This is a genomic window from Tropicimonas isoalkanivorans (assembly GCF_900112335.1).
Lineage (GTDB): Bacteria > Pseudomonadota > Alphaproteobacteria > Rhodobacterales > Rhodobacteraceae > Tropicimonas > Tropicimonas isoalkanivorans.
The window spans coordinates 171,922-185,473 of the sequence record NZ_FOLG01000009.1 but is presented as its reverse complement, the minus strand read 5'-3'; the positions used below and the strand labels follow the sequence as shown (position 1 = coordinate 185,473).

Here is a 13,552-nt window from a genome sequence, read left to right as displayed (position 1 = left end):
AGCCATTGATGGAGACAAGAGATGACAATTGCCGTTACGGGAGCCACGGGCCAGCTTGGCCAGCGCGTGATCGAACATCTGAAAGCGCGGGCCGGGGACGAGGAAATCATTGCGCTCGCACGGACGCCGGAAAAGGCAGAGGGGCTCGGCGTGACCGCGCGGGCGTTCGACTATGACCAGGCGGACGCGCTGGCGGACGCGCTGGAGGGGGTGGACACGCTGCTCCTCATTTCCGGCAGCGAGGTCGGCAAGCGGGCACCGCAGCATCGCAATGTGATCGTGGCGGCGAAGGCGGCGGGTGTGGGACGGATCGTCTATACCAGCTTGCTCCGGGCCGATACCTCGCCGCTCAGCCTGGCGCCGGAGCACTTGGAGACAGAGGCGATGATCCGGGAGTCCGGCATTCCGTTCACGCTCCTCCGCAATGGCTGGTACGCGGAGAACCATGCCGCATCCATCCCGACGGCGGTGCAGCTCGGCGCGCTCTACGGGGCGGCGGGTGAGGGCCGGATATCCTGGGCGACGCGGGACGACTTCGCCGAAGCGGCAGCGGTGGTGCTGACGGCTGAAGGGCAGGAGGGCAAGGTCTACGAACTGGCAGGTGACAACGGGCACACGCTGACCGAGCTTGCCGGCGATATCTCCGGGCAGACCGGCAAGGCAATCCCCTACACCGACCTGCCGGAAGCGGACTATGCCGCGGCCCTGTCACAAGCCGGCCTGCCGGAGCCGTGGCCGCAGGCGCTCGCCAGCTTCGACGCCAAGGCCGCCGATGGGGCGCTGTACAATGACGGCAACGACCTTTCCAAGCTGATCGGCCGGCCGACGACACCGCTGTCCGAGATCGTTGCGGCAGGTTTGAGGGGCTGATCTGGCCATCGGGCCGAGGGACCGGGGGTCGCCTGGCCCGGAAGGAATGCGCCGCCGATGCCTTGCGTTGGCGGCGCATATGATTACCTAGGCCGCAACGTCGCCACCCGATAGGCAGAGGACATGACCGACCTGACCCCCCGCGAGATCGTGAGCGAACTCGACCGTTTCATCATCGGCCAGAAGGACGCCAAGCGCGCCGTGGCCGTGGCCCTTCGCAACCGCTGGCGGCGCAAGCAGCTTGCGGACGATCTGAAGGAAGAGGTCTACCCCAAGAACATCCTGATGATCGGCCCGACCGGCGTCGGCAAGACGGAGATCTCCCGCCGGCTGGCCAAGCTCGCGCGGGCGCCCTTCATCAAGGTCGAAGCGACGAAGTTTACCGAGGTGGGCTACGTCGGCCGGGACGTGGAGCAGATCATACGTGACCTGGTGGACGCCGCGATCCAGCAGACGCGCGAGTACATGCGCGACGAGGTAAAGGCCAAGGCCTACCGAAATGCCGAAGACCGTGTGGTGGAAGCCATCGCCGGCAAGGACGCGCGGGAGCAGACCCGCGAGATGTTCCGGGACAAGCTGAAGCGCGGGGATCTGGACGACACGGTAATCGAACTTGAGGTGGCCGAAAGCGCCCCCGCCATGCCGATGTTCGACATTCCGGGCCAGCCGGGCGCCAATATCGGCGCGATGGACCTCGGCTCGATCTTCGGCAAGGCATTCGGCGGACGGACAGTGAAACGCCGGATGACGGTTGCCGACAGCTACGAGGTGCTGATCTCGGAGGAGGCCGACAAGCTTCTGGACGACGAGATGGTGACGCGGGTGGCGTTGGAGTCGGTGCAGGAAAACGGCATTGTTTTCATCGACGAGATCGACAAGGTCTGTGCCCGTCAGGAAGCGCGCGGCGGCGACGTGAGCCGCGAGGGTGTGCAGCGCGACCTGCTGCCGCTGATCGAGGGCACCACGGTCAGCACCAAACATGGGCCCGTAAAGACCGACCACATCCTGTTCATTGCCAGTGGCGCGTTCCACATCGCCAAACCATCGGACCTGCTGCCCGAATTGCAGGGGCGGCTGCCGATCCGGGTGGAACTCAGGGCGCTGACGGAACAGGACTTCGTGCGAATCCTTACGGAAACCGACAACGCGCTGACCCGGCAATACACCGCGCTGATGGCGACGGAGGAGGTGGAGGTGAGCTTCACCGAGGACGGGATCGCGGCGCTGGCGCGGATCGCGGCGGACGTCAACGAGGCGATCGAGAACATCGGCGCACGGCGGCTTTACACCGTGATGGAACGGGTTTTCGAGGAACTGAGCTTCGCCGCGCCCGACCAGGCCGGGCAGGCGGTTTCGGTCGATGCGGACTTCGTGGAGAAGAACCTGGGCGAACTGGCCCGGTCGGCCGATCTGAGCCGCTACGTGCTCTGATCCGCCGATCGGCGTCGCCGCCGTCACGAGGGCATGGCGGCGGCGGAACGGGCAGGGTACACAGGGAGCGAAGGGGCTTGCGGCCGCCGGGGCACTGCGGTGTTCGGTTGGCGCAACGGGTACCGACAGGACCGGATCTCCCCATCGCAACCATACTGTGGGGATCGCCGTGTACACCTTTATCCGGGACAATGCCGCGTGGCTGGCGGCCGGCTTTCTGCTGACGCTGAGTTCCAGCTTCGGGCAGACATTCTTCATTTCCATTTTCGCGGGCGAGATCCGGGCCGCGTTCGGGTTAAGCCATGGCCTTTGGGGCGCGGTCTATTCCGTGGGCACGCTGGCCTCGGCCATCGTCATGGTCTGGGCCGGGACGCTGACGGACAGGTTTCGGGTGCGCGAGTTGATCCTCGTCGTCCTGCCGTTCTTTGCCGCTGCCTGTCTGGCGATGGCTGCCGTGCCGGGCGCCTGGGCACTGCCCTTCGTGATTTTTGCGCTGAGGCTGGCCGGGCAGGGAATGACAACGCACACGGCGATTGTCGCCATGAGCCGGTGGTTCGTGGCGAACCGGGGCAAGGCGTTGTCAGTAGCCTCGCTCGGCGTGACGCTGGGGGAGTCGTTGATGCCGCTTGCCTTCGTGGCCTTGCTGGCCGTGGCGGGATGGCGGAGCCTGTGGGTGCTTGCGGCGGTGCTGATCCTGGCCACGCTGCCGATCCTGCAATCCCTCTTGCGCTGGGAACGGACGCCGCAGGCGGATCTGGCGTCCAATCCGGCGGCAGGGATGCGCGGCGTTCACTGGACGCGCGGACAGGTCCTGCGGAACTGGGTGTTCTGGAGTGTCATGCCGCTGATCCTCGGGCCATCCACCTTCGTGACGGTCCTGTTCTTCCACCAGGTGCATCTGGCGGAGATCAAGGAAATCAGCCACTTGTCACTTGTCGCGCTGTTCCCCGTCTATACCGCCAGCGCCGTCGCCGCGATGGTCGCGAGCGGGATTGCGCTCGATCGGTGGGGGACAGGCCGGTTGCTGCCGTTCCTGGTCTTGCCGCTGGCCGTGGGGTTCATCGTGCTGTCGCGGAGCGAGGGGCTGCTTGGCATTGGCGTGGGCATGGCGGTCGTCGGCATCACCTCGGGGGCAAACTCCACCCTGCCGAATGCCTTCTGGGCCGAATTCTATGGAACGCGGCACATGGGCGGGATCAAGGCGATGGCGCAGGCGATGCTCGTCTTCGGCACGGCGGTCGGCCCGGTCGCGACAGGGATCGCGATTGATGCCGGAGTAGGGTTCGAGAAGCAGATGCTGTGGATCGCCCTCTATTGCGTCGCCGCCGCGGCCCTGGCGGCGGTCACGCTCCGGCGGGCGGCGCGGATGCTAGCGCCGGCGGGAGAGATAGACGTAGTAGGCGCCTGACCCGCCGTGGCTCTTGTGCGCCTCGGTCACCTGGAGGACCAGCGCGCCAAGGGGTGCCATGCGGAGCCACTGCGGCACCTGGTTGCGCAAAACGCCGCGCGGCGTGGGGATCGGCCCGTCGTCGTCGCGGTGCGTGCGACCCTTGCCGGTAACCACCAAAACGAGGCGGCAGCCATCGGCATGAGCGGCGATGATGAACCGGCTGAGCGCAGGATGGGCGCGGTCGAGCGTCATGCCGTGCAGGTCGATCTTCCGGTTCGGGCGGAGCTTGCCCCGCTTCATGCGGGTGAAGGTTTTCTGATCCATGCGGACGGGTTGCGCGGCGAGGCGCGTCTCCAGCGTCGGAGACAGGTTGTGCCCCTTTGACCGGTCGTAGCTCGCGGCCTGCCCGATGGTAAACGCCGGCAGGCTCTCCGGCGGCTGGGTGCGGCCACCCTGGGGCGAGGTGGGCGGCGCGGTCGGAGCGGGCGACGCGGTCGGGCGGACCGCGTGCATGGGCGTTGCGCTCTTGGCGACCTGGCGCCAGATGGCGAGGTCGTCCTCGCTGAGACGGCGGGGCGGGCGGCGGGACGACATCGGCTGAGTCACGTCCGCGGGCTGACAGGTTCAAGAACGATCATGCGACCGGGATCTCGCATGTTTCCCGCCGCTTCGCCAGCGTGCGCTCCGGTACCGTAGAAGATGTCTCCGCGCTGCGGCCCCTTGATCGCGGAGCCGACGTCCTGCGCGATCATCAGGCGGCGGATCGGAGCGGGGCCGTCGGTCTCCAGCCAGACGGGAGCGCCGAGGGGGGTGAACGCCGGGTCGACCGCGAGGGTACGATGCGCGGTCACCGGGCGGCCCATAGCGCCGGGCGGGCCGGAGTCGGGAGGAATGCCGGTAAGGGTGCGGAAGAAGACGAACGAGTCGTTCACCTGCATCAGCAGGCGGCCCGCCTCGGGGTTGGCGCGCAGCCAGTCCTTCACGGCCTGTGCCGAGACCGTGGTCGCGTCGAAGATGCCTCGGCGCACCAGCTCCTGTCCGATGGATCGATAGGGGTGGCCGTTTTTCGCGTCGAATCCCACCCGGATCGCGGTGCCGTCCGGAAGGCGGATGCGGCCGGAACCCTGAATCTGGAGGAAGAAGGCCTCCACCGGGTCTTCGAGCCACGCAATTTCAAGGCCTTGGCCGGTCAGAAGAGTGCCGGCCTCGATTTCGGCTCGGGTGGCCCAGGGACTGGCCGACATTTCCGGCGGGGTGGCGTAGATCGGGGCACGGAAGCGGTCCGTAGGGGCAAGGGCACCGTCCAGTTCGGGTTCGTAGTAGCCGGTGAAAAGGCCGGGCGTGACCGCGCCGATCAGGACCGGCTCGAAATGCTTCTCGAAAAAGGCGCGCGCGTCAGTGGCGGCGCGGGCCGCGCGATGGGCGGCTTGCCACTGAGGGCCAACGGGCAGGTCGCTGGTGGCTCGAAATGCCGTCAGGGCGGCGGCGTGATCGTCATCTTCCCATCCATCCAACGCGCCGAAAGACAGACGGGTGCGTTTGGCAGAGGAGGGCGCGTTGGCGTGCGGTGTGGGTGTCGCGGCCCCATCGGGCCGCGTGAAGCTCATTCGCCCGTGGCGACGAGTTGCCAGTTCGGATCGCCGATGCCCATCTTGCGGGCAAAGGTCCAGACATCGCGCTGGCGCTTGATCTCGGTCTCGCTGCCTTCGAGGACGGTGCCGTTCGCGTCCCGCACGATATGGGTCATCTCGCCCACGAACCGCACGGTGATTTCCGCCAGATCGGTGCTGGGGTCAAAGTCGGCTTTGGTCAGGACGAGTTCCCGCACACCGACGAAGTTGGAATCGATGGTGAGACCCTGCTCTTCCCGTTGGGCGATGCCCTGGGCAAAGGCCTCCCGCACATCCGGGTCGAGATAGGGCTCGATCCGCTCCAGTTCGCCGTGCTCGAAGGCCATGAGGATCATCTCATAGGCGCCGCGCGCGCCCTGCAGAAATTCCTGCACGTTGAAGCTTGGCTCCACCCGCTTCATCTGCGCCAGCGCCTGCGCCGCGGGGCTGCCTTCGGGGACATGATCGGTGATGTCGCGGTCGGGACCGCCTTCGATCACCTCGAGGTCCGGGCGGTTCGGTGCACGGCCAGCCGGACGGTCCCCCGGTGGTAGGGGCGGTTTCTCGAATCCCTCGCGGGTTCCCAGCACGGACCGAAGCCGCAGGATCAGGAAGATCGCGATCCCGGCAAGGACCAGGAGCTGGATGACGGCGGCGCTCATAGACGTCCTCTTTATTGCGGCGGGGTTGGTATCTTTCCCGTACCGCACTTATGTAGGCGAGTAGGGATAACAAGTCTACCAAACGTGGCTATTGGGAGGTAGCGCATGCCGTTGCTGATACTGTTCATCGCTGTTCCGCTGATCGAGATCGCCCTGTTCATCCAGGTCGGCTCGTTCCTCGGGCTTGGCTGGACGCTGCTGATCGTCGTTCTGACGGCCATTCTGGGCACCTGGCTGGTCAGGCAGCAAGGGCGCGATGTACTGCGACGCGTGCAATCCTCCTTCGAGACGCTCACGGACCCGACCGAGCCGCTGGCGCATGGCGCGATGATCCTGTTCGCGGGGGCGCTGCTGCTGACGCCGGGGTTCTTCACCGATGCACTCGGGTTCCTCTTGCTCGTCCCCAAGGCCCGCGAAACCGCGTTCCGGTGGATCCGCGCGCGATTCATCGTGACGTCTTCGGCAAGCGTGGGCGGGCGGGTGTTTCGCGCCGGCCCGGACCGGCGTGAGGATGTGATCGACGGCGATTACTCCGAAATCGAGCCGGAACCGCGGCGTCACCGGGGGCCATCCGGCTGGACACAGGATTGAGCCGTTGAGACCGAAGCGGCGCTTTGATAGAGCCGCAGCAAGACTACAGATCATTTCCGGGAGAGAAACATGTCCGATCAACCCACTGACACCGGCGCACCGCAAGGCAACGGCGACGGGACGGCCCAGCAGCCGCAATCGCCCTCCATGCGCATCCTGGGGCAGTTCATCCGCGACCTATCGTTCGAGAACATCGTCGTGCAGAAAGGCGCGAGCGGTGAGATGCAGCCCGATGTTCAGGTTCAGGTGAACCTCGACGCCAAGAAGCGGTCGACCGAGAACCAGTACGAGGTCGTGACCACGTTCAAGATCGAGTCGAAGTCCAAAGGAAGCGAGGCGCCTCTGTTCCTGCTAGAACTGGAATACGGCGGCATTTTCCAGGTGGAGAACGTGCCGGACAACCAGCTTCACCCCTTCCTGCTGATCGAGTGCCCGCGGATGCTGTTCCCGTTCGTGCGGCGGATCGTCTCCGACGTGACCCGCGATGGCGGCTTCCCGCCGCTTAACCTCGACAACGTGGATTTCGTAGCGCTCTACCGTCAGGAACTGATCCGACGGGCTCAGGAAGAGCAGGCCGCGAAGGCCCAGGCGGACGCCTGATCGTCAACGGCGAACGGGGGGCCGTCTGCCCCCCGGCGCGCCCCTGACGGGGCACGCTCCCCCCGAGGATATTTTCAGACACAAGAAGCCGGCAGCCGCGCATTAGGCGGTGAAGGTTTTCCACAGAGCATCGTTGCCGAGACTGTCCACGAGCGCGGCGTGCGCGGCGCGCTCCGTTTCGGTGATCCGGGGCGGCAGCGGAGACGGGCGTGGACGCGGACGCCAGGCGGTGGCTTGCGAGTCCGTACCGCCTGCATGGGTCGCGGACAGGGCAAAGTCCGGCTGACGGCCACCGATGAGTTCCAGATAGACGTCGGCGAGAATCTCGGAGTCGAGCAGAGCGCCGTGGTAGGTCCGCGCCGAATTGTCGATGCCGAAGCGGCGGCAGAGCGCATCGAGTGAGGACGGCGCGCCCGGGAAACGCTTGCGGGCGATGGCAAGGGTATCGAGGGCCTGTTTCATGGGCAGCGGCGGGAGGCCCGCCCATTCAAGCTCGGCATTCAGAAACTTCATGTCGAAGGCGGCGTTGTGGATGACGAGCACGGCGTCTCCCACGAAGTCCACGAAGTCCCTGGCGATTTTCTCGAATGGCGGCTTGTCGGCGAGAAATTCCCCCGAGATCCCGTGGATATCGAAGGCTTCGGTCGGCATGTCCCGTTTCGGGTTGATGTACTGGTGGTACGTGCGGCCGGTGGGAACGTGGTTCTCAAGCTCCACGCCGCCGATTTCGACGATGCGGTGGCCGTCGAACGGGTCGAGACCGGTGGTTTCGGTATCCATCACGATTTCGCGCATGTCTCTCTCAACTCCTTCACCAAGGCCTTCACCTGGGCGCGGGCGCCCTGCAGGGTGGATGTGTCGATCACCACGTCGGCGCGGCGGCGCTTTTCTGCGTCAGGCATCTGCTTGCCCATCAATCTGTGCAGCTTCTCCGCCGTCATGCCGGGGCGGTCGAGCACCCGGCGGCGTTGTTCCGCGTAGGGCGCGGAGACGACGACTGTCAGGTCCATCGTCGCGTCGGCACCGGTTTCGAACAACAAGGGCACGTCGAGGACGGCGAGGGGCGCCTCGACCGTTTCCATGAAGCGCTTGCGATCTGCGGCGACGAGGGGGTGCACCACCGCCTCAATCCGGGAAAGCGCGCTTTCATCCGCGGTGATCCAAACGTTCAGGGCCCCGCGGCTGACGGATCCGTCGACAATGGCCTCCGGCCGAAGCGCGCGGATCGGCTCCACCGCATCGCCGCCCGGAGCGTAGAGGCGATGCACCGCGGCGTCGGCGTCCCAGACCGGAAGCCCTTCGTCGGCGAACATCGCGGCCGTGGTGGATTTGCCCATGCCGATGGAGCCGGTGAGACCGATGAGAAACGGCCGGGTCATCGGGCCAGCACCGCCTTGCGCAACGCCTCGTCGACTGCGGGGCGGCGGCCGAACCAGCGCTCGAAACCGGGGGTGGCCTGATGCAGCAACATGCCCAGCCCGTCCACCGTTTGGCACCCGCGAGCGGCGGCGAGTTCCAGGAATCGCGTGCGGAGGGGAACATAAACGAGGTCCGACACAACGGCCGAGGGATCGAGCCGGTCGAGCGAAACCGGGAACGGCGGCTGGTCGACCATGCCGAGAGACGTCGTATTGACCACGGTTGCGGCGCCTTCGACCATGTCTGCCGACTGTGTCCACTCCTGCACGGCGATCCGCGGGCCAAATTCCGCGCGCAGCCCATCGGCGCGGGCACGGCTTCGGTTTGCCAGCCGGATTTCGGGCGCGCCGGCGTCAAGCAGGGCGCTGATGACTGCTCGCGCCGCGCCCCCTGCGCCAAAGACGGCGGCTGGGCCGTCCTTCGCCTCCCATCCGGGCGAGTGCTGCATCATGTTTGCCAGGAAGGCGTATCCGTCCGTGTTGTCCGCGTGGATACGGCCGTCCTTGTCGAAGATCAGCGTATTCGCCGCGCCGATGAGGGCGGCACGGTCGGTGACAGCGTGGGCAATGCGAAGGACGGTTTCCTTGTGAGGAATGGTGACGTTGACCCCCACGAAGCCCATGCGAGGAAGGGCGCGCAGCGCCTCGTCCAGATGGGCCTGCGCGATGTCCATGGGGATGTAGTACCCCTTGATCCCGTAGGATTTCAGCCAGTGTCCGTGCAGGCGCGGCGACAGCGAGTGGGCGATCGGTGAGCCGATCACGCCGGCCAGCGGTATTTTGTCGGTCATGTATCGAGGACTCCCCTGGCGACAAGATGGTCCAGAAGGGGGAGTAACGGAAGCCCGAGAACGGAAAAGTAGTCTCCCTGGACCGAGGAAAAGAGCCGGGCGCCCTCGGCTTCGAGTTGGTAAGCGCCGACGCAATGGCGGATGTCGTCCCAGTTTCGGGCGACATAGGCGGCGATATAGGCGTCGGAGAGCGGCCGCATTTGCATCCGGACCCGGCCGACGTGGCGCCAGACGGGCGTTCCGAGGTGAAAGAGGACCGCCGCGGAGTAGAGGTCGTGCGGCTTGCCGGACATGCGGGCGAGCTGGGTGCGGGCCTCCTCGGGGCTGTGGGGCTTGGCGAGGGCGCGACCATCGAAGTCCAGCACCTGATCGCAACCGAGCACGAGGTCCTCCGGGGATCGCGCCGCAACGCGGGCGGCTTTCATCTCCGCGAGTTGGTCGGCGATGTCGCGCGGAGAGGCGCCTTCGGCCTCCATGCCCAGGCGCACGGCCTCTTCGTCCACCGGCGCGGAGCGGACCTCAAAGGCAACGCCCGCGTTCCGCAACATCTGCGCACGGATTTCAGACCGGGAGGCCAACAGCAGGCGCGGCACGGGGGGAGCACTCATGTGGATCTCCTTGTGGAAAGGTTGCGTACAAGGGGCGCATGGCGTGTGGGTCTAACTGAATGGGTTTTGGGAAATGTGCAATCCGGTCGCTTCATCCCGAGCCATTCAAGATTTCATGCCCCGGGATAACAGAACGCCGCTCTCGCGGGACGGCTCGGCCGATCCACAGGAGTTCGCAGGTTATGCACAGAGTCCTCCGCAGTAAAAAACTAATCAATACACTGAAATACAACGAAAACACCCGTTGTTCTTCGGGCGATGATAACTCCGGGACAACTCATCAACCTGTTCATCGTCCTGTGGATGATGCGATAATCCACATCTCCACAGGCCCTACATCAACTACATCTTTTCTTCTCTTCTTCTTTTTTATTTAAGGTGCCCGGGGGAGACGCCCTTGGGGGAGAGCGACAATGATCTTGGACTGGCTTGCGGATTCCTATCTCTGGACGAAGTCCCTGCACGTGATCTCGGTGATTGCCTGGATGGCGGGTCTGTTCTATCTGCCACGGCTGTTCGTGCACCACACTGAGCAGACGACGCCGGGAACGGAGATGGACGGCGTGTTCCAGATGATGGAGCGCAAACTTCTGAAGCTCATCATGAACCCGTCCATGATTGCCACATGGCTGTTCGGGCTGGCGCTCGTGCTCACGCCGGGCATCGTGGACTGGGGGTCGGTGTGGCCCTACACGAAAGGCGCAGGCGTGGTGGCGATGACGTGGTTCCACATGTGGCTGGCGGCGCGGCGGAAGGACTTCATTGCGGGGGACTTCCGGCTGACCGGGCGGACGTATCGGATCATGAACGAGTTGCCGACGGTGCTGATGATCCTGATCGTCTTTTCGGTCATCCTTCGCTTCTGATCCGGCCCGCCGACCGCTGGGGAATTGACATGCAAGGCGTCAGCGCTTAGGTGACGGCCAATGGCAGTCCTGCCAGGTCTCTCCACGCCACACCGATGACACGGCCGATGATTGGCCAAGAAAGTGCGTCCATGTCCTTGCCCGAAGAATCCGTTACTCTCTCCGAACTGAAAGCCAAGAGCCCGGCTGACCTGCTGGCAATGGCCGAGGAGCTGGAGATCGACAACGCGTCGACCATGCGCAAAGGCGACATGATGTTTGCCATCCTGAAGGAGCGCGCGGAAGACGGATGGGAGATCTCGGGTGACGGTGTTCTGGAGGTGATGCAGGACGGCTTCGGCTTCCTTCGGTCGCCGGAAGCGAACTATCTGCCCGGTCCGGACGACATCTATGTTTCGCCCGACATGATCCGGCAACACGCCCTGCGCACCGGTGACACGGTCGACGGCGTGATCCAGGCGCCGCGGGAGAACGAGCGTTACTTTGGCATGACCAAGGTCACGCAGATCAACTTCCAGGACCCGGAGCGGGCCCGGCACAAGATCAACTTCGACAACCTGACGCCGCTTTACCCCGATGAGCGGCTGAAGATGGAGCTGGACGATCCCACGGTGAAGGATCGCTCTGCGCGGATCATCGACCTTGTGGCGCCGATCGGGAAGGGCCAGCGGAGCCTGATCGTGGCGCCGCCGCGGACCGGTAAGACCGTTCTGCTGCAGAACATCGCTCACTCGATCGAGCGGAACCATCCGGAGTGCTACCTGATCGTGCTGCTGATCGACGAGCGGCCGGAGGAGGTGACCGACATGCAGCGGAGCGTTAAGGGCGAGGTGATTTCCTCCACCTTCGACGAGCCGGCGACGCGTCACGTGGCTGTGGCTGAGATGGTGATTGAAAAGGCCAAGCGCCTTGTGGAGCACAAACGAGATGTTGTGATCCTTTTGGACTCTATCACAAGACTTGGTAGAGCTTACAACACTGTGGTGCCGTCCTCGGGCAAAGTGCTGACGGGTGGTGTGGACGCCAACGCGCTGCAGCGGCCGAAGCGATTTTTCGGTGCGGCCAGGAACATCGAGGAAGGCGGCTCCCTGACCATTATCGCGACCGCGCTGATCGATACCGGCAGCCGGATGGACGAAGTCATCTTCGAAGAGTTCAAGGGCACCGGCAACTCCGAGATCGTTCTCGATCGGAAGGTTGCGGACAAACGCGTGTTCCCGGCGATGGACATTCTTAAGTCCGGCACTCGGAAGGAGGACCTGCTTGTCGACAAGGGCGACCTGCAGAAGACCTTCGTCCTGCGCCGGATTCTGAACCCGATGGGAACGACGGACGCGATCGAATTCCTCATCTCGAAGCTGAAGCAGACGAAGTCGAACTCCGAGTTCTTCGACTCGATGAACTCCTGAGCGGCGCGCCACCGAGAGGACAGTCATGGACACGATCTACGCCCTGGCAACGGCGCCCGGCCGTGCCGGGGTTGCCGTCGTGCGCGTGTCGGGACCGCAAGCGGCGGACGTCTGTTCACAGCTTTGCGGGAATGTTCCGCCCGCGAGACTGGCCTCTCTCCGGCGTTTGACGGACGGCGGCGAGTTGATCGACGAGGCCCTTGTCCTGCGGTTCGAGGCCGGGGCGAGTTTTACGGGCGAACCCAGCGTCGAATTCCACACCCACGGCAGCCCTGCGGTCGTCGCACGGCTTCTGGCGGCGCTGTCGCGGATCGACGGGCTGCGTGGGGCGGAGGCGGGCGAGTTCACGCGCCGAGCACTTGAAAACAACCGCATGAACCTTGCGCAAGTCGAGGGTTTGGCGGATCTGATCGATTCCGAAACCGAAGCGCAACGTCGGCAAGCCATGCGCGGGTTTACCGGTGCGTTGGCGGAGCGGACAGAACGCTGGCGGGCGTCGTTGCTGCGGGCTGTAGCGCTCGTGGAAGCGACGATAGATTTTGCCGATGAAGACGTGCCGGAGGATGTTATGCCGGAAGTCCGGACGATCCTCGCCAATATATCAGACGAGTTTCGGCGTGAGATTGCGGGCGTTGGCGCGGCGGAGCAGGTGCGCCGCGGGTTTGAAGTCGCCATTGTCGGTCCACCGAATGCGGGCAAGTCGACGCTTCTGAACCGCCTCGCAGGGCGGGAAGCTGCGATCACGTCTGAGGTCGCTGGCACGACGCGCGATATCATCGAAGTTCGGATGGATGTGGGCGGATTGCCCGTGACTTTCCTCGACACCGCCGGATTGCGGGAAACCGAGGACACGGTGGAATCCATCGGGATAGAACGGGCGCGGGCGCGGGCGGAAGCGGCCGACCTGCGGATCTTTCTTGCAGCAGAGGATCTCGGTGTTTCCGTGCAGCAGGAGGACCTGCGGGTGGCTGCGAAGTGCGACCTGGGTCATCCGGGTACTGGGTTGCCGGTCTCTGGTAAAACGGGAGAAGGTGTTTCTGCTCTTCTCGAATATGTCGGGAGCACCCTCGGCCAGCGCGTATCTGAAGATCAGGTTGCGACGCGACTTCGGCACAGAGAAGCTTTGCAGGCTGCGTCCGAGGCATTGGAGGATGCGGAGAAACTCCTATATTCTCCCGACGATACGGCTGAACTCGCGGCCGAATCGATCCGCAGGGCCATTCGCTCGATGGAGGCTTTGGTGGGTCGTATTGGCGTTGAGGAAATGCTAGGAGAGATTTTCAGCAGTTTTTGCATCGGTAAATGA

At 64.7% G+C, this 13,552-nt stretch carries 15 protein-coding genes; 8 read left to right on the top strand and 7 right to left on the bottom strand.

Annotation, left to right across the window (positions count from 1 at the left end; genetic code table 11):
* Positions 1-21 precede the first annotated feature (21 nt).
* From BM075_RS15250 to BM075_RS15240, 3 genes are all read left to right on the top strand, one after another.
* The gene (locus BM075_RS15250; RefSeq protein ID WP_093361557.1) at positions 22-870 is read left to right on the top strand and encodes an SDR family oxidoreductase; all 849 of its coding nucleotides are present in this window, start codon (positions 22-24) and stop codon (positions 868-870) included.
* Positions 871-993: 123 nt separating this feature from the next.
* Complete coding sequence (gene hslU / locus BM075_RS15245) at positions 994-2,301, top strand: ATP-dependent protease ATPase subunit HslU (protein ID WP_093361556.1); 1,308 nt, start codon at positions 994-996, stop codon at positions 2,299-2,301.
* 169 nt (positions 2,302-2,470) lie between these two features.
* Entirely contained in the window at positions 2,471-3,709 is a 1,239-nt protein-coding gene (locus BM075_RS15240) for an MFS transporter (protein WP_342741253.1), read from the top strand.
* On the opposite strand, the gene BM075_RS15235 is transcribed toward BM075_RS15240, so the two are convergent.
* The 3 genes from BM075_RS15235 to BM075_RS15225 are packed head-to-tail and all read right to left on the bottom strand — an operon-like array spanning position 3,671 to position 5,963.
* Positions 3,671-4,285, bottom strand: a complete 615-nt coding sequence (locus BM075_RS15235; RefSeq protein WP_093361555.1) for a Smr/MutS family protein — start codon at positions 4,283-4,285, stop codon at positions 3,671-3,673. The genes BM075_RS15240 and BM075_RS15235 overlap by 39 nt on opposite strands.
* Before the next feature lie 8 nt (positions 4,286-4,293).
* Complete coding sequence (mltA, locus tag BM075_RS15230; RefSeq protein WP_093361554.1) at positions 4,294-5,298, bottom strand: murein transglycosylase A; 1,005 nt, start codon at positions 5,296-5,298, stop codon at positions 4,294-4,296.
* Positions 5,295-5,963 carry a Tim44/TimA family putative adaptor protein gene (locus BM075_RS15225; RefSeq protein ID WP_093361553.1) on the bottom strand — a complete coding sequence of 223 codons (669 nt, stop codon included), beginning with the start codon at positions 5,961-5,963 and terminating at the stop codon, positions 5,295-5,297. The genes mltA and BM075_RS15225 overlap by 4 nt, the downstream gene beginning before the upstream one ends.
* 105 nt (positions 5,964-6,068) lie before the next feature.
* Here BM075_RS15225 and BM075_RS15220 point away from each other — a divergent pair, with 105 nt between their 5' ends.
* Both BM075_RS15220 and secB read left to right on the top strand, forming a co-directional pair.
* A complete protein-coding gene (locus tag BM075_RS15220; protein ID WP_093361552.1) occupies positions 6,069-6,554 on the top strand; it encodes an FxsA family protein in 486 nt (161 codons plus the stop codon).
* A gap of 69 nt (positions 6,555-6,623) precedes the next feature.
* Positions 6,624-7,154, top strand: coding sequence for a protein-export chaperone SecB (gene secB, locus BM075_RS15215; protein ID WP_093361551.1), 531 nt, complete (start codon positions 6,624-6,626; stop codon positions 7,152-7,154).
* A 102-nt stretch (positions 7,155-7,256) separates the two neighbouring features.
* Here the strand turns inward: secB and dnaQ are convergent, their stop codons facing one another.
* Genes dnaQ through BM075_RS15195 form a run of 4 tightly spaced genes read right to left on the bottom strand, consistent with a single transcriptional unit; the run spans position 7,257 to position 9,971 of the window.
* Positions 7,257-7,949 carry a DNA polymerase III subunit epsilon gene (gene dnaQ, locus BM075_RS15210; protein WP_093361550.1) on the bottom strand — a complete coding sequence of 231 codons (693 nt, stop codon included), beginning with the start codon at positions 7,947-7,949 and terminating at the stop codon, positions 7,257-7,259.
* Positions 7,934-8,533, bottom strand: coding sequence for a dephospho-CoA kinase (gene coaE, locus BM075_RS15205; RefSeq protein ID WP_093361549.1), 600 nt, complete (start codon positions 8,531-8,533; stop codon positions 7,934-7,936). Before coaE ends, dnaQ begins: the two co-directional genes overlap by 16 nt.
* The gene (locus BM075_RS15200) at positions 8,530-9,363 is read right to left on the bottom strand and encodes a shikimate dehydrogenase (protein WP_093361548.1); all 834 of its coding nucleotides are present in this window, start codon (positions 9,361-9,363) and stop codon (positions 8,530-8,532) included. Before BM075_RS15200 ends, coaE begins: the two co-directional genes overlap by 4 nt.
* On the bottom strand, positions 9,360-9,971 hold the full coding sequence (locus BM075_RS15195) for a Maf family protein (RefSeq protein ID WP_093361547.1): 612 nt from the start codon (positions 9,969-9,971) through the stop codon (positions 9,360-9,362). Before BM075_RS15195 ends, BM075_RS15200 begins: the two co-directional genes overlap by 4 nt.
* A 413-nt stretch (positions 9,972-10,384) precedes the next feature.
* On the opposite strand from BM075_RS15195, the gene hemJ reads away from it, so the two are divergent.
* The 3 genes from hemJ to mnmE all read left to right on the top strand — a co-directional run bounded on the left by hemJ (position 10,385) and on the right by mnmE (position 13,552).
* A complete protein-coding gene (hemJ, locus tag BM075_RS15190) occupies positions 10,385-10,837 on the top strand; it encodes a protoporphyrinogen oxidase HemJ (protein ID WP_093361546.1) in 453 nt (150 codons plus the stop codon).
* Between the two features lie 131 nt (positions 10,838-10,968).
* Positions 10,969-12,246 carry a transcription termination factor Rho gene (rho, locus tag BM075_RS15185; protein ID WP_425445198.1) on the top strand — a complete coding sequence of 426 codons (1,278 nt, stop codon included), beginning with the start codon at positions 10,969-10,971 and terminating at the stop codon, positions 12,244-12,246.
* Positions 12,247-12,271: 25 nt separating this feature from the next.
* Positions 12,272-13,552, top strand: coding sequence for a tRNA uridine-5-carboxymethylaminomethyl(34) synthesis GTPase MnmE (gene mnmE, locus BM075_RS15180; RefSeq protein WP_093361545.1), 1,281 nt, complete (start codon positions 12,272-12,274; stop codon positions 13,550-13,552).